Annotated in this window: 19 protein-coding genes and 5 pseudogenes; 8 read left to right on the forward strand and 16 right to left on the reverse strand. The window is 66.7% G+C overall.

Annotation, left to right across the window (positions count from 1 at the left end):
* Positions 1–128 precede the first annotated feature (128 nt).
* Both EOT10_RS33490 and EOT10_RS33495 read right to left on the reverse strand, forming a co-directional pair.
* Positions 129–339 (reverse strand): annotated as a pseudogene (locus EOT10_RS33490) (helix-turn-helix domain-containing protein); the annotation flags it as partial.
* The gene (locus EOT10_RS33495) at positions 336–1,220 is read right to left on the reverse strand and encodes an alpha/beta fold hydrolase (protein ID WP_127832147.1); all 885 of its coding nucleotides are present in this window, start codon (positions 1,218–1,220) and stop codon (positions 336–338) included. The gene EOT10_RS33495 and the pseudogene EOT10_RS33490, both read right to left, overlap by 4 nt.
* A 54-nt stretch (positions 1,221–1,274) precedes the next feature.
* On the opposite strand from EOT10_RS33495, the gene EOT10_RS43260 reads away from it, so the two are divergent.
* Positions 1,275–1,685 (forward strand): MerR family transcriptional regulator, encoded by a 411-nt coding sequence (locus EOT10_RS43260; protein ID WP_127832148.1) that lies wholly within the window; start codon positions 1,275–1,277, stop codon positions 1,683–1,685.
* Between the two features lie 453 nt (positions 1,686–2,138).
* Here the strand turns inward: EOT10_RS43260 and EOT10_RS33505 are convergent, their stop codons facing one another.
* The 10 genes from EOT10_RS33505 to EOT10_RS33550 form a co-directional block, all read right to left on the reverse strand.
* On the reverse strand, positions 2,139–2,342 hold the full coding sequence (locus tag EOT10_RS33505) for a hypothetical protein (RefSeq protein ID WP_127832149.1): 204 nt from the start codon (positions 2,340–2,342) through the stop codon (positions 2,139–2,141).
* A gap of 348 nt (positions 2,343–2,690) precedes the next feature.
* Positions 2,691–2,990 (reverse strand): CsbD family protein, encoded by a 300-nt coding sequence (locus EOT10_RS33510; RefSeq protein ID WP_317617380.1) that lies wholly within the window; start codon positions 2,988–2,990, stop codon positions 2,691–2,693.
* A gap of 40 nt (positions 2,991–3,030) precedes the next feature.
* On the reverse strand, positions 3,031–3,438 hold the full coding sequence (locus tag EOT10_RS33515; RefSeq protein WP_127832150.1) for a gas vesicle protein K: 408 nt from the start codon (positions 3,436–3,438) through the stop codon (positions 3,031–3,033).
* The gene (locus EOT10_RS33520) at positions 3,416–3,664 is read right to left on the reverse strand and encodes a gas vesicle protein (protein WP_127832151.1); all 249 of its coding nucleotides are present in this window, start codon (positions 3,662–3,664) and stop codon (positions 3,416–3,418) included. The genes EOT10_RS33515 and EOT10_RS33520 overlap by 23 nt, the downstream gene beginning before the upstream one ends.
* Entirely contained in the window at positions 3,661–4,464 is an 804-nt protein-coding gene (locus tag EOT10_RS33525) for a GvpL/GvpF family gas vesicle protein (RefSeq protein ID WP_223281350.1), read from the reverse strand. Before EOT10_RS33525 ends, EOT10_RS33520 begins: the two co-directional genes overlap by 4 nt.
* Positions 4,457–4,855: a gas vesicle protein gene (locus EOT10_RS33530; RefSeq protein WP_223281364.1), complete on the reverse strand. Its 399-nt coding sequence runs from the start codon at positions 4,853–4,855 to the stop codon at positions 4,457–4,459. Before EOT10_RS33530 ends, EOT10_RS33525 begins: the two co-directional genes overlap by 8 nt.
* A gap of 28 nt (positions 4,856–4,883) precedes the next feature.
* On the reverse strand, positions 4,884–5,135 hold the full coding sequence (locus EOT10_RS33535) for a gas vesicle protein GvpG (RefSeq protein WP_127832152.1): 252 nt from the start codon (positions 5,133–5,135) through the stop codon (positions 4,884–4,886).
* Between the two features lie 9 nt (positions 5,136–5,144).
* The gene (locus tag EOT10_RS33540) at positions 5,145–5,858 is read right to left on the reverse strand and encodes a GvpL/GvpF family gas vesicle protein (RefSeq protein WP_127832153.1); all 714 of its coding nucleotides are present in this window, start codon (positions 5,856–5,858) and stop codon (positions 5,145–5,147) included.
* A 3-nt stretch (positions 5,859–5,861) separates the two neighbouring features.
* Positions 5,862–6,371 carry a gas vesicle protein GvpJ gene (gene gvpJ / locus EOT10_RS33545; protein ID WP_127832154.1) on the reverse strand — a complete coding sequence of 170 codons (510 nt, stop codon included), beginning with the start codon at positions 6,369–6,371 and terminating at the stop codon, positions 5,862–5,864.
* Positions 6,372–6,403: 32 nt separating this feature from the next.
* Positions 6,404–6,754: a gas vesicle protein GvpO gene (locus tag EOT10_RS33550; RefSeq protein WP_127832155.1), complete on the reverse strand. Its 351-nt coding sequence runs from the start codon at positions 6,752–6,754 to the stop codon at positions 6,404–6,406.
* A gap of 237 nt (positions 6,755–6,991) precedes the next feature.
* Between EOT10_RS33550 and EOT10_RS33555 the strand changes: the two genes are divergently transcribed.
* From EOT10_RS33555 to EOT10_RS33585, 7 genes and pseudogenes are all read left to right on the forward strand, one after another.
* Positions 6,992–7,786 carry a histone protein gene (locus EOT10_RS33555; RefSeq protein WP_127832156.1) on the forward strand — a complete coding sequence of 265 codons (795 nt, stop codon included), beginning with the start codon at positions 6,992–6,994 and terminating at the stop codon, positions 7,784–7,786.
* A gap of 4 nt (positions 7,787–7,790) precedes the next feature.
* Positions 7,791–8,729, forward strand: coding sequence for an SRPBCC family protein (locus tag EOT10_RS33560; RefSeq protein WP_127832157.1), 939 nt, complete (start codon positions 7,791–7,793; stop codon positions 8,727–8,729).
* Between the two features lie 57 nt (positions 8,730–8,786).
* Positions 8,787–8,964 (forward strand): annotated as a pseudogene (locus tag EOT10_RS33565) (IS5/IS1182 family transposase); the annotation flags it as partial.
* Positions 8,965–9,416: 452 nt separating this feature from the next.
* Positions 9,417–9,608: a CsbD family protein gene (locus tag EOT10_RS33570; RefSeq protein WP_127832158.1), complete on the forward strand. Its 192-nt coding sequence runs from the start codon at positions 9,417–9,419 to the stop codon at positions 9,606–9,608.
* A gap of 164 nt (positions 9,609–9,772) precedes the next feature.
* Positions 9,773–10,252 (forward strand): annotated as a pseudogene (locus EOT10_RS33575) (FAD-binding oxidoreductase); the annotation flags it as partial.
* Positions 10,253–10,395: 143 nt separating this feature from the next.
* Positions 10,396–11,385 (forward strand): annotated as a pseudogene (locus EOT10_RS33580) (thiamine pyrophosphate-dependent enzyme); the annotation flags it as partial.
* A 282-nt stretch (positions 11,386–11,667) separates the two neighbouring features.
* The gene (locus tag EOT10_RS33585) at positions 11,668–12,795 is read left to right on the forward strand and encodes an enolase C-terminal domain-like protein (RefSeq protein ID WP_127832159.1); all 1,128 of its coding nucleotides are present in this window, start codon (positions 11,668–11,670) and stop codon (positions 12,793–12,795) included.
* A 114-nt stretch (positions 12,796–12,909) separates the two neighbouring features.
* Here the strand turns inward: EOT10_RS33585 and EOT10_RS33590 are convergent, their stop codons facing one another.
* The 4 genes and pseudogenes from EOT10_RS33590 to EOT10_RS33605 form a co-directional block, all read right to left on the reverse strand.
* Positions 12,910–13,866 carry an LLM class F420-dependent oxidoreductase gene (locus EOT10_RS33590; protein WP_127832160.1) on the reverse strand — a complete coding sequence of 319 codons (957 nt, stop codon included), beginning with the start codon at positions 13,864–13,866 and terminating at the stop codon, positions 12,910–12,912.
* Between the two features lie 179 nt (positions 13,867–14,045).
* Entirely contained in the window at positions 14,046–15,041 is a 996-nt protein-coding gene (locus tag EOT10_RS33595) for a Ppx/GppA family phosphatase (RefSeq protein WP_127832265.1), read from the reverse strand.
* 39 nt (positions 15,042–15,080) lie between these two features.
* Positions 15,081–15,410, reverse strand: a pseudogene (locus EOT10_RS42240) (iron-containing redox enzyme family protein); the annotation flags it as partial.
* Positions 15,411–15,723: 313 nt separating this feature from the next.
* Complete coding sequence (locus tag EOT10_RS33605) at positions 15,724–16,416, reverse strand: HemK2/MTQ2 family protein methyltransferase (RefSeq protein ID WP_127832161.1); 693 nt, start codon at positions 16,414–16,416, stop codon at positions 15,724–15,726.
* Positions 16,417–16,607: the final 191 nt, after the last annotated feature.

Here is a 16,607-nt window from a genome sequence, read left to right on the forward strand (position 1 = left end):
CTACCACCGACGCCGCAGACAGGCATCCCTCGGCCGACTGACCCCCATCGAATTCGAGACCGTCATGACCACACCGGCCCTCCAGGCCGCGTGACCCAACCTGTCACCCAACCCTGCATCAGACCCGGCGGCGTCGCGGTCGGTTGGTGGTGCGGGGTCGACGAACGGTCGAGTAGGCCGATGTCGCCGTGCTTGCGCCACCGGTTTCAGCCACTTCGACGCGCACGCCCGCGAGACACCCATCTCGGCTGCGACGTGCGCGATCGGGCGAGTCTTGCATCGTTCGATCAGACGGCGACGCCCCTCGATAGACAGCGGCGCATTGGCATGAGTTCTCACCCGTCCATACCCTTGCCGTCGCACGTGACAGATTGGGCGAGCCAGTCGCTGAGAGCGCGAGACACACGCGACGGCGTTTCGACAGGGGCAAGGTGCCCAACCTCGCCCAGCGTGATCACGGGTGGAGTCCCGGGGAGCCGGTCTTGCAGTTGAGCTGCCTGGTCGACAGGAATCCAGGGGTCCTGCTCACCCCAGCCGATCGTCACCCCGCAGCTCACCTGCTGTAGGCGTTCCACGACCGGCCGCGTGTGTTCAGGCCGGAGCGCAGCGATCTGACGGTAGAAGGCCGGCTGACCCGACGCCCCCAACCACGGCTGACTCAAAGCGTCTACCCAACCGGTCGTCAACTGGTGGCGTGCCGCACCGGCGATGTACTCCTTGACCAAGGCCGTGTGGAGCGCGGCTGGGAGTTCCGCGAACACGTCGGCATGGTCGGCGACCAGACGGAAGAACGGCGATCCCCACGGATCGAGTGTCACCACGTCCCAGAGGAACAGACCCGCGTACTCACTGTCGTGAAGCAGGTGAGACCCAAGCGCCACGGCTCCTCCGATGTCGTGTGCGACGACGTATGGCCTGTCCAAGCGCCAGTACGCGAGCAGTTGAGCGAATCGCGACATCTGGATGGCGAGATCGATCGGAACTGCCGGATCCTTCGTTGATCTGCCGTAGCCGGGCATGTCCCACAAGAACACCCGATAGCTGCCGCTTAGGTGCCGTGCAGCCTCCGCCCATACCTGTGACGACCACGGCGTGCCATGGCAGAACACCACATCCCCCAGCGGAGCCCTCCGCTCGGGAGCCAGTACGTATGTTGCGACGCTTGCCCCGTCGACGGTGATGTGGACCGGATCCGGCAGCCGCGATTCCCTCGTATTCATGCGATGAAGCTAGAACCTCAGGTCGACCTGAGGTCAAGCAGGGATAATGGCCTCATGAAGATCGGAGAGGTCGCTCACCGTCTTGGAGTAGCGGTGCATGTGCTGAGGCACTGGGACGATGTAGGTGTCGTCGTGCCCGACCGCACACCGTCAGGCCAGCGCAATTACAGTGAGGAGCACCTCCACCGCTTGCGGGTTCTGCGGGCATGCCAGGGCGTCGGAATGAGTCTGCCGGAGATCCGGCAGGTTCTGCACCGAGGTGAACCCGAGAGAACGGGCGCGATCGAGCGGCAACTCCACCGTATCCGGACGCAACGAGCGCAACTCGAGGATGCCGAACGATTCCTCGTGCACGTGATCAACTGCGAGCACGACCTACTCACAAGGTGCGATTCGTGCACGAGATACGCCGCAAGCGTCCCCCTACAGCAGGACGAGCACGTGACGCCGTCAACCACGCCCTGACCCGCAACACCTAGGACTCGATCCCGGGAGGCCACGAGTGTCCTGTGGCCCGGCTGGTGGCCGCGGCTTTGAGGGGAGACCAGCGCAGCCACGGCAACATGGGCGAGGGGGCTGCCCCCATCAGCCAGTTACTCCTAAGCGTCGCGGGTCTGGGCAAGGTCATCTCCGAGGTCGTCCTGGACGAGCACGGTGTACGACGGGTGCGAAGCGGGAGAGGAAGCCCGAAGTGTCAGAAATGGGCGCGGGAGCTGACTGCCTCTACGACGAGCTGGAAGGCGAGGCGACGGCCGGAGCCTGACAGGGCCCATGGCAGGCACTGTGCTCTGCGGCCTTCGGCTTCTGCGTTCCCGCGCCGAATTCGGTCCGCTGTATGCGGCCGCGGGGAGATGACAGAGCCCGGCCGGGGTGACTACGGGCCCGACCGGGCTCTGCGTGGTGTGGGGCGGCTGCGGGTCAGGTGTCCTCGTCGCGCAGGTCACGCTCGTCAGGGAGCTGGTTTTCCTCGCGCCGTCGCTCATGCTGTGGGTCCTCGTCGCGCCTACTGCGGGAGGGATGGGGGGATTCGGGGTGGGCCGGGTCCTGATCGGGGCGGCTCGGACGCTTCTGCTCCTCGCGGCCCTTGCCGGGTTCCTGGCGCTTGTCATCCATACCGCCCATGACGGGTGACTCCTCGCATGCGTTGGGGGTTCCGACTTTTAGGCTCCCAGGCATGGTCACTTACCGCATTTTTTGGCAGCGGACCGTGGCGGTCCCGCCGTCCAGGACAGGTATACAAGGTCGCGTGCGCCGGGCCCTCAGGCGGCAGTTCGGCAGCATCGGGGTGGAGCCGGCGCCAACGCAGACACTCCGCCGGCGGTTGGCGACGGCGGGGTGACGCTGCCTCGGTGCGCGATCTCGGCCTCATGTAGGAGAAACGGCGCTAAGGTGACGCCGCCAAAAGCGATTTCTATCGCAAGGGGTGGGCCCGAGGGGGGGCATTCCCCCTGGGCCCGTTCAGTCTCATCATCAGGTGTGCTTCCTGATCTTGCCCTTCAGCTCCTCTGCCTCTCCACGAACGTTTTGCTCGGCCTTGCCAGCCGCCTGGCGGGCTTTACCTTTGACTCGATCCTCCGTTCCCTCCGCGCGCAACTCGTTGTCGCCTGTTGCCCGTCCGACCTTCTGTTTGGCCTTACCCATGGTTTCTTGGGCTTTGCCGTGCCATTTCTTTCCCGCGCCAGCCACACGGATCAGCTCCTCGGGCGAGTAAATAGACTCTTCTCCATTGTCACGCAAGAGCCCCGAAATGGTGCCGCCGGCCCGGTGCACCGGCGGGTGCTCCCCGCAGCCTGGCGTCCCTGCGAGGTCGTCAGTCGGGAGGCGGCAGCAACCTACCGAGTGGCCCCAGATCCAGATTGAGGTCTTCCATGGTCAGTCCGTACTCGGAACACAGACTCGCCATTCGTTCGTGGAGTACCAGGAGCGTGGCGCCGAGGCGTTCCTCCTGCTCTTCGGTGAGGTCACCTTGGTCGACCCGGTGGAGTGCCTGGCGTTCCATGAGTTGGCGCAACAGTTCCACCAGTGTGAGAACAAGCCTGACCAGGTCCCTTTCCACGGTGTCGGGGTCGGAGGTGATCCGGTGCGAGGGACCGCGTGGGGGCTCCTTCCCCGAGCGGAGGTCACGGGGCGTTGCGGGCAGAATCCGGAAAGCGCGCGCGGCAGCCTCGGCGATCTCGGCTTGTCGCTGAGCCTGCCTACGGCGTTCTTCGGATGTCATTGCTGTGTCCGGTGGGGAATGGAGGGGGCCAGGGCGAGGGATTGTCCGGACCGATGGAAACGATCAGGGCGCGCAGCGATATGCGCACGAGGTCGATGTCGGCGATGGAGAGCACCACGTCTCCGGTGAGGACCGCGCCTCCGCTGAGCAGCCGGTCGAGCAGGTCGATGAGGGCGACCTGTCGGTCCGGCAGGGGGTCCAACTGGGACGATTCGCCTGGCATCATGACGGCGCCCGTCCGTCCGCGAGCCGGCCCGGCCCAGTGGCTGCCGCGAACGAATAGGGGGCCCATGGGCCGGTGATCTCGACTCTCACGCCCTGGAGTCCCTCGGCAGCAAGCGCAGCCTCGGATCGGAAGATCTCCGCACGGTCTGCGGGAACCAGGTAGGCGTCGTTGACGACGTTCTCGTCCGCCGTGGCGGCGAGGTCGCCTGTCTGGACACGGTGACGTGCACGCCCGACCGCGTACTGGCGCCCAGCCGCCTCCACCCGCTCGGCTGCCTGTTGTGCAGCACGGTAGACCTGGTCACGGACACTCTGCTGCGCCCTGCGCTGCCTAAGGTAGGCCCGGCCCGGTGAGAGGTCGCCGGCTGGGGCTGGTGCCGGTGCGGCGGGGTCTGCGTAGATCTTGACACCCCACTCGACATGACCGGCGAGCCGAGTGAGCTGCTCGTCGAACACTGCCGCTTGTTCGTCCAGGACCTCACGTGCACGTGTGTTGTCGAGGTAGACGGTCGCCAGGCGTAGAGGGAGGACGTCGGTACGGGCCGAGAGGGCGTCGATGACGCTGTGATGGGCGCGGGCGACTGCCTCGAGCCACTCCATGTCCTCCAGACGGGCTTTGAGGGCGTCCTCCTGAAAGTCACTCGCTGCCACGCGGCTCACCACGAGAACGAGTGACGGGTCGCCGCCGCTGGGCACGAGGGCGGCGCTCTCGCCGGCGACGCCGCTGAGAGTGGCCGCGTACTCGGCCAGCCCGTCGGCGTCGCGGGCCACGGCGTAGGCGTAGGTGACCAGTTCACTCATCGGTACGGCTCCGGGTGTCACGCCTCGGCTGCTCCCGCTCTCCCTCAGGGAGCTCGCTGTCCCGGCGCAGAGCGTCGATCTCAGCCCTCAACCGCCTGTTCTCCTCGGACAGCGACCGCTCCCCTCTGGCTCGGGACGAGAGCGACGGATCGTGCTCCCACCAGTCGATGCCCATCTCCTTGGCCTTGTCGACGGAGGCCACCAGCAAGCGAAGTTTGATGGTGAGCAGTTCGATGTCGAGCAGGTTGATCTGGATGTCGCCGGCGATGACGATTCCCTTGTCGAGTACCCGCTCAAGAATGTCTGCGAGATTGGCTGACGAGCCTTGGGCGTAAGGCGGCCCGGCTCGGGTCGGATAGGAGCCGAGCCTGTTGGCGGGAAAGTCAGTCACAGCGGTGACCTCGCGTTCCGTTGCACGGCTAGAGAGCGCCTCGGTCTCGGCGATCTCTGATTTCATCGAGCCGGTCGAGGAGTTCATCTTCGCGAGCGTCGAATGTTGCCTCGTCGATCTCCCCATCGAGCAACTGACGTTCGAGTTCCGCCAATTCGCGATGCACGGGCGCGGGGTTGTAGTACTCGTCCTCCGCGGCTTCCAGCACGCGGTTGGCGACCCAGCCAACGCCGCGCACCGGCGCGAGGGGGAGGGTGAGGATCTGGGTGAGCAGGCCCATGGTAATTCCTCAGACGAAACTGTACGGGGGCAGAGGGCCGTTGAGCCGGAAGTGGACGTCCTCACCCAGCTGATTGGCGACGCTCAACTCCGTGGCGAGGAACATTTCCTCATGTTCGTGAGGGACGAGGAATGAGGCGTTGAGGAAGTCTTCGCCGGTCGGCTGGGCCGACTCCCTGTCCCGGGAGTAGGGGCGAAGTGCTTCGATGATCCCGTGGGCCAGGGCCTGTTCGCGCGCCTGGACCTCCGCGGCGACTATCTCGCCGAGTCTGACGGAGGCGCCGGGGGAGGCGCTCCCGCCACGGATCTCGTCGTTGAGCTGCCGTGCCTCCTGCGACGACTCAAGAATCTCCCGTAGCAGAACGTCCTGATCCTGCGACACCTTGAGGTTGTACTCCACTGAGTCCTCGAGTGCCTCCAGCCGGGCCGTGTACTCCTGGGCGCGCTCCTCGAGCGCGAGTCGTACCGCCTCGACGTCCGGGGCCAGAAAACCGAATCTCATCGGCAGCACCGAGCCGCCCTCCATCAAATGCTCCTGGACCTGGTGGTGGGCGGAGAGGTCACGGCGCTTGGGGCGCAGGTCATCCGGGGCGTCACTGATCACGGCGCACAGTGGTCCGCCGGTCACGGTCTGCAGCTGGGCCGGTGGATCCCCCACACCCTCGAGTCCCGCGAGCGGGAGGGGGTGCTGCTTGCTGGTGATTGAGTAGATGTAAACGGCCATCGCTCATTCCTTCTCGCGAGACGAGCTTCTGTCACGATGGGCCGTCCGCCGGGGGGTGCGCCGTCGCCGTTCCACGGGCTCCCTCTCCCTGGTGTCGCCCTCCTCTTCCTGATCGCTCTTCTCGCTGTCCTCCTCGTCCTCGCCCTCGTCACGTCCAGTGACGCCCTTGATGGTGTCGGTGACCGCTTCCACGGCACCGGTAAGTGCGCCCTTGGACTTCCCCTCGGCGCCGCTCTCCACTGCGTCGCCAACGATGTCGGTCAGTTGCGTGGGGGCCTTCCGTCCTGCCTCGAGATCCAGGCGGTTACACGCTTCCGCGAAGCGCAGATACGTGTCGACGCTCGCGACCACGATCCGGGCGTCGATCTTGAGGATCTCGATTCCCACCAGCGACACCCGGACGAACACATCGATCACGAGTCCGCGATCAAGGATGAGTTCCAGGACGTCGTACAGACTGCCCGTACCACCTCGGGAAATGTCGCTGCTACTGCTCTGCGGCACCATGGTCATGGTGCCTCCCTTCACCGACCGATCCGGTGCGTTCAGCCCCGACGGTCGATCTGCCCACGTGTGTAACGCCGGACCCGCTCGTAACCCACCAGGTCGCCTTCCTTGTCCAGAGTGACGCGATAGCTGGCCATGACGCTCGTCGTCTCGGGGATGCGCTCGAGCTCCAGCACCTCTACATCTGCCACCCAGCCGTCCTCCGTCGGATTCACGGCGGAGACGGATTCGGGGCGCCGACCCAGCAACTCGTACAACTGCTCCGCTGCGGACCGCATGGCCTGCGCGGCGTTGCCCTTGCCGGAGTGGTGCCGATCTGTGCCGGCACCTCCCTGGCGGGCGCGGCCGCCGGCCCCTGACCGGCGCTTGGCGGATTCTTCAGCGGGCATGACGCCACCGTTGGGATAGGAGCAGAAGCCACATTTCACGGATCCCCATATAATTCCATGCTATAGGGGCAATTGTCGCACCGCTGGATGGCTGCCGTTCCGAACGGCTGAGTCACCTGGTGTCTGAGGGTCGTGACGCCCAGTGGTGCGTCCCCATGGAATCCCGCGCTTCAACTGCGGTTCGGGCAAGAGACGTTTATTGACGCGCCTTTCCTGCGCTTGCGAAGGAGCCAGCCCATGAAAGACACCACCAAGATCGCCCTCGCCGGGGCCGTAGCCGGCGGATACGTCCTGGGGAGAACGAAGAAGGCGCGGCTCGCGTTCGCCGTCACGACGTATCTCGCGGGTCGGCGATTCGGGCTCGATCCTCAGAAGATGATCACTCAAGGTGTTCGCCAGCTGCGCGAGCTCCCCCAAGTCGCCGACCTGAATGACCAGGTGCGCGGGGAAGTGCTGACCGCGGGACGCCAGGCTGTGGCTGCCGCGGCCGACCGCAAGTTCGCGGAACTGGCCGAAACCCTCCGTGAACGGACGCTCCGGCTCGGCACCGAGGAGGGCGAAGAGGAAGGCGAGGACGAGGAAGCGGGCGAGTACGAGGGCGAGTACGACGAGACCGAGGAGAGCGACCGCGAGGAGGGAGAGGGGGAGGGGGAGTACGAGGACGAAGACCGCGATGGGGCGGAAGAGGAACCGGACGGAGAGTCTGAAGAGGGGGAAGGTGAAGGCCAGGAGCAGCCGCCGAGGAGGCGCCGGCAGGGCCGCGGTCGGTCATCCGGGTCAGCGGGCCGCGACTCCGGCGCCGCAAAGAAGCGGACACCGGAGAGGGAGGCGCCTGAAGAGAGAAAGACCGCCGCCAAGAAGACCGCGAAGAAGAGGGCACCTGCGAAGAGGGCGCCCGCCAAGAAGGCACCGACGAAGCGGGCGCCCGCCAAGAAGACGGCCGCCAAGAAGGCGGCGGCTCAGAAGGCGCCTGCCAAGAGGACGTCGGCCAAGAAGGCGTCCGCTAAGAAGACGTCGACGCGGCGGAGGTAGGGTCATGGCCACCAAAGATCGCCAAGCCGGCCGCGACGAGCCTTCAGGGCTGGAGCAGTTCCGCGACGAGCTGGTCGACCACCTCAGCGCTCGGGTGGAGGTCTTGGCAGAAAAGGCCGGCGACAAACTGGAAGACCTGACCGGTCAGCTCCTCGATACTGCCGAGAACGGCGGCCCCCTCCCGAAGGTCGGCCTCGGGATTCTTCAGGGAGACTCCCCTCTGAAGGCTCTCGTCGGTCAGAAGGTCAAGGGCCTCAAGGACAGCGTGGTCGGAAAGGCGAAAGACGCGCTGGGCGGCGGAGGAGGCAAGCGGAAGGCGGGCACCTCCAAATCGATGAACATGGTCGAAGCCCTCGATGTCGGAGTCCCGATCCGCACGGCGTACGACCACTGGACCCAGTTCGAGGCGTTCAGCAGCTTCACCAAAGGAGTACGAAGCGTCTCCCAGGGGGACGAAACCAGTAGTGACTGGAAGGTGAAGGTAGGGCCTTCGACCCGCAGTTGGAAGGCCACAGTGCAGGAGCAGGTGCCGGACGACCGGATCGTATGGACATCTGAGGGAGCGAAGGGCAGCACTCGCGGATGTGTGACCTTCCACGAACTCGCGCCAAACCTCACGCGCATCGTACTGGTCGTCGAGTACTACCCTTCTGGGCTCTTTGAGAAGACCGGAAACCTCTGGCGTGCCCAAGGCCGCCGGCTACGGCTGGACTTCAAGCACTTCCAGCGGTACGTCACCTTCACGGACGAGGAAGTCGAAGGCTGGCGCGGGGAAATCCGTGATGGCGAGGTCGTCCGCACACATGAAGAGGCGACGGAGGACGAGGAAGCCGAATATGAGGAGGAGGGGGCGGCCGACGATGAGGAAGAGGAGGACGACGGAGAAGGCGGCTACGAGGAGGAGGACGAGTACGACGAGGGGGAGACGGAGGACGAGGAGTAGCGTTCTCGGCGGCTTCGGGTAGCGAACAAGTCTCAGCTCATCGGCACAGGAGCCCTGTTGGTTCCCCATCCTGCCGTACTCGACCTCCCGCACGCGCTGGTCGGTTGGCTGACCATGCTCATCGCCACCCGTGAGGGTGACCGTCGCTGGCAAACCTCCGCCGCACCGGCGTGCCCTGGTCGCGCTAATGTGTCTGCGCAAGCACGAGTCGCTGGCCCAACCCCTGACCGGGTGGCGAACTCGCCGCGATACAACGGGCGTTGAGCCCTGGCCTGGCTGTCACCCGTGCACCGTCGAACGGGAATCACGTGCCGGTCAAGGGTGTTCCGGGGATCGGAGGCGAGACCATCGGCCAGATGAGGCGACACATTGCCCCAACCAGCTGCTGACCCATCTCGTCCACTCGCCGGGCGGATGCCTGACAGTGCAGTTTCACACCGGCGCAGGACGCACGCACGACGGAGGAGCCCGCACCATCGCCGATGTGCTGCGTGCCATCGGCAGTAGCCGCGGGACGGTGGTGAGCCGCAGTCATCAGGGCAAGGCCAGGGTCACCGTCTGGGGCCACACGCAAACATGTGGTCCGGTTACGCACCGCGACCGTTCGGCGGGCGATCTCTCTTCGCCTCTCCTACGTTGAAGGAGCAGGTGTCACACAAGATGCCACACAGAGAACGAGGAGCTGTCATGGCCGGTAAGCGCGGCACGGACAAGATCAAGGGCAAGGCCAAGGAGATGACCGGCAAGGTCACGGGCAATCGCGCCAAGGAGGCCGAGGGCAAGGTGGACCAGGCGAAGGCAGAGGCCGAGGAGTCCATGCGCGAGGTCCAGGACCGTGCCCGAGGCGCCGCTGAGCCCCCCAAGCGCCGCCACAACTGACGCCGCCGCGTGAAGGGCCCCCACCAAATGGGTGGGGGCTCCTGCGTATGGCGATGAGGAGAGGGGCCGGGGGAGGAGACCTGAAATCCGCGGCTTTGGGTACTCGAGGCGGCGTACGGCAGACCCGGCACGGGTTCTCGGGCCCATGGAAAGGGAGACCGCAAATGGCCTCGGAAGGCGGCGCGCCGCCTGGTGAGGACCCTCGTGTGGGGACGCCTCGCTCGGCGGTCGATGTCCCGGCGTTGCGGCGTGAGTTGTTGCGGCGGGTGGATGGTGAGGTCCGGTTCGACGCGGGCAGCCTGGGCGCCTACGCGACCGATGGCTCGAACTACCGCCAGGTGCCGATCGGCGTGGTGGTGCCGCGAACCGTCGACGCGGGTGAGGAGACGATCGCCGTCTGCGCCGAATTCGACGCGCCGGTGCTGTCCCGGGGCGGAGGTACGAGCCTGGCGGGCCAGTGCACCAACGCCGCCGTCGTCATCGACTGGACCAAGTACTGCGACAAACTGGTGTCCGTCGACGTGGCGAGGCGCACGTGCGTGGTGGAGCCGGGCATCGTGCTCGACGAGTTGAACCGGCAACTGTCCGACCATCAGCTGAAGTTCGGCCCGAAGCCCTCGACCCACAGTCACTGCTCGTTGGGCAACTGCCCAACGTCATCGACCGCGCGATGAGGACGGCGTACGCCAAGCGCACGGTTACCGCGATGATCATCCCCGCGGACGTGCAGGAACTCGACTACTCGCCGCCGACGCATGCGTTCAAGATGGTGCCCTCCAGCCTAGGCATGGCCTCCTACGCCCCGATCCCCGATCCGGCGGAGATCGAGCACGCGGCCAAGGTGCTGAACGCGGGGGAGAAGGTCGCGATCCTCATCGGGCAGGGCGCACGAGGTGCGCGGGCCGAGGTCGAGAAGGCTGCCGACCTCCTGGGGGCCGGCGTGGCCAAGGCGCTCCTCGGCAAGGACGCGCTCGCCGACGACCTGCCGTACGTGACCGGCTCGATCGGTCTGCTCGGCACCCGGCCCTCGTACGAACTCATGCAGGACTGCGACACCCTGCTGGTGGTGGGATCCAGCTTTCCCTACACGCAGTTCATGCCTGGACTCGACCAGGCGCGCGCGGTGCAGATCGACATCGATCCGTACATGATCGGCCTGCGCTATCCGTTCGAGGTCAACCTCGTCGGCGACGCGGCCGCCACCCTCAAGGCCCTGCTCCCGCATCTGAAGCGGAAGAAGCACGGTTCCTGGCGCAAGAAGATCGAGAAGGACACCGTCCGCTGGTGGGAGGTCATGGAGCGGCGCGCCGCGGTGGAGGCCGACCCGATCAACCCCGAGTACGTCGTACATGCCCTCGACGCGCTACTGCCGTCGAACGTCATGCTGGCCGCCGACTCCGGCTCCGCGGCCAACTGGTACGCCCGGCACCTGCGGATGCGTGGGAACATGCGCGGCTCGCTCTCCGGAACCCTCGCTACCATGGGTCCCGGAGTGCCGTACGTCATCGGCGCCAAGTTCGCTCATCCCGACCGGCCCGCCATCGCCCTCGTCGGGGGACGGGGCGATGCAGATGAACGGCCTGGCCGAGCTCATCACCGCAGCGAAGTACTGGCAGGAGTGCAGGATCCGCGCCTGATCGTCGCGGTGCTCAACAACCAGGACCTCAATCAGGTGACCTGGGAGATGCGCGCCATGTCGGGGGCTCCCCAGTTCCTGCCCTCGCAGGCGCTGCCCGATGTGCCCTACGCCGACTTCGCTCGCTCGATCGGGCTGGAAGGGGTGCGGGTGGAGAAGCCCAGCGATGTCGAGCCGGCCTGGCATCGAGCGTTGGGGGGCGGAACGTCCTTTCGTCATCGACTTCCGCACCGACCCGGCCGTGCCACCGATCCCGCCGCATGCCAGCCTCGACCAGATCGAGGCCGCGGCACTGTCGATCATCAAGGGCGACAGCGACCGGGGATCAATGATCAAGCAGGGCATCAAGGCGAAGGTGCAGGAGATGCTCCCCGGACGGAGCCGCGGTGGCGCGACGGACGCCGCGGAGGGACGACCGGAACGATGACTTGGCACACCAAGCCTGGTCCCGACCCGGCCAGCGACTCCGTCGAGGCCGCTGCCTACATCGTGCCCACCGACGCGCCGGAAGCCGACGGGACGTTGGCCTGGGACTCGACGACCCTGATCCTCGCACGGGTGCGCTCCGCCGACACCGTAGGCCTCGGCTACACCTACGGGGCGGCCGGCACCGCCCACGTCATTGACCAGGAGCTCGCCCATGTGGTGACAGGCCGCTGCGCATGGGACGTCCCCGCGGCCAACGAGGCGATGAGCAGAGCGGTCCGCATCACGGGCCGCCCAGGGCTTGTCGCCGGAGCCATCTCCGCAGTAGACATGGCCCTGTGGGACCTGAAGGCGCGGCTACTGGGTCTGCCTCTCACCCGCCTGCTCGGGGCGAGCACCAAAGATGTGCCCGTCTATGGCAGCGGCGGCTTCACCACCTACGACGATCAGCAACAGGACCGTCAATTGCGGGGCTGGGTCGAGGACCAGGGTATTCCTAGAGTCAAGATCAAAATCGGCGAGTCCTGGGGACGGGCCGAACCGCGCGACCGGGACCGCGTTGCGAAAGCCCGCCGGAGCATCGGCGATGACAGCGAGCTGTACGTGGACGCCAACGGCGCCTACACCCGAAAGCAGGCCATCAGCGTAGCCGGTCAACTCGAAGACCAAGGTGTCACTTGGTTCGAGGAGCCGGTTTCCTCCGATGACCTGGAGGGACTCGCACAGATCCGCGCAGCGACGGCGATCGATGTCGCGGCGGGGGAGTACGGCTACACACTGCCGTACTTCTGGCACATGATCAGAGCTGGATCGGTGGACTGTCTTCAGGCGGACGCGACACGGTGCGGGGGAATCACCGTCTGGCTGCGTGCCGCCGCGCTGGCCCAGGCGGCCGGACTGGAGATCTCGGGTCACTGCGCTCCCCAGGTCCACGCCCACGCCGCCGCCGCTGTGCCCAACACCCGGCATCTGGAGTGGTTCCACGACCACGTGCGGATCGAGACCCTCCTCTTCGACGGGGTGCTGGACTCGGAGGGCGGAACAATCTGCCCTGGGGCGAGCGATGCTGCGGGACACGGACTCGCCTTCCGACACCGTGCAGGTGAGCCGTTCCGCGTTCAGTGAGGGTGCCTGCACGACGCCGGTCGCGAAGGGGACATGTGGTCGGCGGCGCGACAGCCTGTGACTGTGCTTTGCGTGTGCGCGTTGACATGCTCGGTGACCACTGGCCCAAGTGGCTCAGATCCCGAGCTGCGGCAGTACCTTGGTGCGGTAGAAGTCGAAGAACCCCTGCTGGTTCTTGCCGATCTGGTTGATGTAGATGCTGTCGAAGCCGGCGTCCACGTATTCCTTGACCGCCGCCACGTGGGCGTCGACGTCGTCTCCGCACGTCAGGTTCGCCTCGACGCGGTCGGGTGTGACGAGTTCCGACGCCTGCTCGAAGTGGCGCGGAGTGGGAAGGATCTGGGCGAGTTCACCGGGCAGGTGTGCGTTCGCCCAAAGGCGGTGTGCGGTGCGCACGGCTGCCGCTGAGTCCGTGTCCCAGCAGACCTTGAGACCCGCCGCCACCGGTTTGGTCCCGCCACCGCTGCGGCGGAAACGTTCGATGGCCGCGGCGTCGGGGGCCATGGTGATGAGTCCGTCCCCGATCCGACCGGCGAGCTCGGCAGCCTGCGGACCGAAGGCGGAGACATCGATCGGCACCGGCTCGTCGGGAACGGTGAAGAGGCGGGCGTTCTCCACGGTGTAGTACTTGCCGCGATGGCTGATCTGGTCTCCGGTGAACAGGCGTCGCATCACCTGGACTGCCTCTTCCAGCATCTCCAGCCGGACAGGTGCTTCGGGCCAGGCATCGCCCAGAATGTGCTCGTTGAGGGCTTCCCCGGTGCCGATGCCCAGCCGGAACCGGCCGTCGAGCTGGACGGCACTCGTAGCGGCCGCCTGAGCTACCACGGCCGGGTGTATCCGCACGACGGGGCAGGTCACGGCGGTTTCCACGGGAAGTGACACGGCTTGGGAGAGGGCGCCGATCACTGACCAGACGAACGGGCTCTGCCCCTGGTTGCCGTTCCACGGATGGTAGTGATCGGAGATCCACAGCGAGGTGAACCCGGCTTGTTCCGCCATCCTGGCCTGTTCCACCAGCTCGTTCGGCGTGTGCTCTTCGCTCGACAGGAAATAGCCGAATTCCGTCATGAACACTCCTCAGGGGAGAAGGGACTCCTCAGCCGAGTGGCCCGACGGCGGACGATGAAACTTCACTGCGCCCAGTGCGCCCACTGTGCCCTTGTGTACACACGGACCGCGACGTTCAGGCGCTCGACCGCCACGTTGGGGCCGGCGGCACCGGGCGCATACGCGCGGCAGAGATCACGTCAGCGCGCGGGCTCCGCGAGCCGCAAGGGGGCGTCGCCCTCGTCCAAGGTCTGGATCAGCTCGGACCACCATGTGCTGCCCTCCTCCATGTGGCGCAGCAGGATTCCCTCGCGGATGCCCCAGGGGCAGATGCTGACCTCGGTGATGCCCATGAGCTTCATGGCTGTGTGGCCGACGAGGGCTCCGGCGAGGCTCTGCTCCGCGCGTGGTGCGGAGATCCCGGCCAGCTGCGCACGCTCGGGTGACGGCAGGACAGCGAGTCGGTCCACCGCCCCGCGCAGATCCTTTCGTGTCAAGTGGCGGGGTACGAAGGGGCCTTGACGGCCAGGAGGTGCGCCGCACAAGCGGCCCAGCTGCTCGAACGTCCGTGAGGTCGCCACGGTCGTGTGGGGAGCCTCCCAGCGGATCCGCGAGGCCACGTCCCGGAGCTGATGGCGAATTCTGCGGCGCAGCGCCCTGACGCTCTCCGCGCAGGGCGGGTCCTGTTCGACGAGGAACTCCCGCGTCAGCCGGTTGGCGCCGAGGGATAACGAGACCGCGAAATCGGGTAGTCGGCCACGCCCGAACGCCACTTCCAGTGAGCCGCCGCCGATATCCAGCATCGCCAGCGGGCCGGCGCGCCACCCCATCCACCTGCGCGCTCCCAGGAAGGTCAGCTCGGCTTCCGCCTCACCGGGTAACGTGCAGATCCGGATGCCCGTCCGGGTGCGTACGGTCCGCAGGACGTCGAGGCGGTTCGGCGCGTTGCGCACCACGGCTGTCGCGAATGACAACGGGGCTGCAGCGCCCCAGTGTTGGGCCTTTCTCGCTGCGGCGCACACCGCCATGACGAGTTGCTGGACGGCCTGCTCAGGAACCGTCCCGTCGGGCTCCACCTGCTCCGACAGTCGCAGTTTCCACTTGGCGGTGTGCACGGGCAGCGGCACGCCGCCCTCGGCGTCCGCCACGACGAGCCGGACGGTGTTGGATCCCACGTCGATCACGCTTATTCGCATGGCGTATGAGTACCCCGTCGCCGACAAGGCAGGCATGACGGCCGGTCTCGCACCGGTTCGCCGCAGGGCCGCCGCCAGGCGCCGCGAGGCGGGGGCGACGTAACTTCGACGGTGGCGAAGTGCCCCACCAGGGCTCCCCGCAGCGCGCGGTGCAGGCCGAACAGAGAGATGAGGTTGACCGCGGCCAGCGCTTCCGCGGCCGCCGCGTCGACGTACGGTCCGTAGGCGGTGCACAGGCCGAGATCCGCCCTGACGTCGGCGACGAGCTGGGCGCGGTGCCCTCCGGACGCCTGGCGCCGAACTCGACGGCCACCAGTGCCGCCTTGGCGAGGCCGCGCAGCGGGGTCTAACCCAGGAGTGCGGATCGGCGTGAGAGCTTCGTCGATATCGGGCTGCGGCGCCGCGTCGGCGGGCACTGCCGCGAGGAACGACCGTGGACGACAGCCCCTGGGCTGGGTGAGTGGAGGGGCTGTGACGCGGCGCTCCTCGGCGTCTGGCTGCACGAGCAGATCCTTCCTCAGGTCATGGAACCACGGGTGGTTCCGGCTGCGTCCGCACCTGCAGATCGCGACGGTGAAGGGGAGGGGCGCGAGGCGAAGACCGTGCTGGCGTCATCCGTCACTTGGACGGGACCTTCCACCAGCAGGGGATCGCCGGGGCGACGGTGACACGGCGTGTGTGTTCAGACCTTTTCGGCGCGTATGACCACCAGTTCCTCCCAGCTCTGCGCCCCCATGAGTCCCTGTCGGCGCAGCCACGCCGCGCGGGAGCGCAGAACCGGGCCCAAGGGGATGCGGGCCCGATCGATGACCTCGGGACGAAGCCCTGCGTCGGTGAGCCCCTTCAGCGTCACTTCTGTTCCGGGCAGTGCCGACTGCACGAGCAGCAAAACTCCGCCGGGCCGCAAGGCTGAGGGAGCGGCATCACAAATGCGATCCAACAAAGCCCGTCCGTCGGGCCCCGCGTCCCAGGATCGCGCCTTGCCACGACTCGGCAGGTCGGCCGAAGGGGAGGGCACGTACGGGGGATTACTGACGATGATTTCGAACGAGGGACCCCGGAGCGCGGTTTCCAGGTCACCGTGGCGCACGATGACGTGCTGTCGGGACAGGTGAGCATTGAGACGTGCGGCCCACACCGCACGCCAAGAGATGTCGATGGCGGTCACACGAGCACCCAAGCGGGCCGCCTGGATGGCGAGGGCACCGCTGCCGGTCCCCAGATCCAGCAGGCTGGTGGAGCGTCCTACGACCTCGCACGACAGTGCTCGAGCGAGCATCCGGGTGTCGTTCTGCGGTGCGTACACGCCGGGCGGGCTGATCAAACGAGGCAGCCGCACCGCTGCCGTTGCTGATGGCTGCGCTTGCGTGGTCATCGTTTTCCACTCTGTGGGAAGCGGTGCGTCACCGCTGCGACACGAGTGCCCGCAGGGGCAAGAACGACACATGGGCCCCTGAAGTGTGTTTGTGGGGTGCCGGAGGTGAGGGGCGTATCTGTTCACGTTCGAGAGGACGCCTCTCGGCGGATTGTCACGTCACTCGGGGACAGCGAACCTGATGCCGGTCG

The organism is Streptomyces antnestii (assembly GCF_004005495.1).
Classification (GTDB): domain Bacteria; phylum Actinomycetota; class Actinomycetes; order Streptomycetales; family Streptomycetaceae; genus Streptomyces; species Streptomyces antnestii.

What these genes read in the sequence shown, in the direction of transcription:
- EOT10_RS33595 (WP_127832265.1), bottom strand. Translation starts at nt 15,041, where the DNA reads ATGCGAATAAGCGTGATCGACGTGGGATCCAACACCGTCCGGCTCGTC.
- EOT10_RS33570 (WP_127832158.1), top strand. Translation starts at nt 9,417, where the DNA reads ATGGCCGGTAAGCGCGGCACGGACAAGATCAAGGGCAAGGCCAAGGAG.
- EOT10_RS33560 (WP_127832157.1), top strand. Translation starts at nt 7,791, where the DNA reads ATGGCCACCAAAGATCGCCAAGCCGGCCGCGACGAGCCTTCAGGGCTG.
- EOT10_RS33515 (WP_127832150.1), bottom strand. Translation starts at nt 3,438, where the DNA reads ATGACATCCGAAGAACGCCGTAGGCAGGCTCAGCGACAAGCCGAGATC.
- EOT10_RS33505 (WP_127832149.1), bottom strand. Translation starts at nt 2,342, where the DNA reads ATGGGCGGTATGGATGACAAGCGCCAGGAACCCGGCAAGGGCCGCGAG.
- gvpJ (WP_127832154.1), bottom strand. Translation starts at nt 6,371, where the DNA reads ATGACCATGGTGCCGCAGAGCAGTAGCAGCGACATTTCCCGAGGTGGT.
- EOT10_RS33535 (WP_127832152.1), bottom strand. Translation starts at nt 5,135, where the DNA reads ATGGGCCTGCTCACCCAGATCCTCACCCTCCCCCTCGCGCCGGTGCGC.
- EOT10_RS33540 (WP_127832153.1), bottom strand. Translation starts at nt 5,858, where the DNA reads ATGGCCGTTTACATCTACTCAATCACCAGCAAGCAGCACCCCCTCCCG.
- EOT10_RS33590 (WP_127832160.1), bottom strand. Translation starts at nt 13,866, where the DNA reads ATGACGGAATTCGGCTATTTCCTGTCGAGCGAAGAGCACACGCCGAAC.
- EOT10_RS33585 (WP_127832159.1), top strand. Translation starts at nt 11,668, where the DNA reads ATGACTTGGCACACCAAGCCTGGTCCCGACCCGGCCAGCGACTCCGTC.
- EOT10_RS43260 (WP_127832148.1), top strand. Translation starts at nt 1,275, where the DNA reads ATGAAGATCGGAGAGGTCGCTCACCGTCTTGGAGTAGCGGTGCATGTG.
- EOT10_RS33605 (WP_127832161.1), bottom strand. Translation starts at nt 16,416, where the DNA reads ATGACCACGCAAGCGCAGCCATCAGCAACGGCAGCGGTGCGGCTGCCT.
- EOT10_RS33495 (WP_127832147.1), bottom strand. Translation starts at nt 1,220, where the DNA reads ATGAATACGAGGGAATCGCGGCTGCCGGATCCGGTCCACATCACCGTC.
- EOT10_RS33520 (WP_127832151.1), bottom strand. Translation starts at nt 3,664, where the DNA reads ATGATGCCAGGCGAATCGTCCCAGTTGGACCCCCTGCCGGACCGACAG.
- EOT10_RS33550 (WP_127832155.1), bottom strand. Translation starts at nt 6,754, where the DNA reads ATGCCCGCTGAAGAATCCGCCAAGCGCCGGTCAGGGGCCGGCGGCCGC.
- EOT10_RS33525 (WP_223281350.1), bottom strand. Translation starts at nt 4,464, where the DNA reads ATGAGTGAACTGGTCACCTACGCCTACGCCGTGGCCCGCGACGCCGAC.
- EOT10_RS33555 (WP_127832156.1), top strand. Translation starts at nt 6,992, where the DNA reads ATGAAAGACACCACCAAGATCGCCCTCGCCGGGGCCGTAGCCGGCGGA.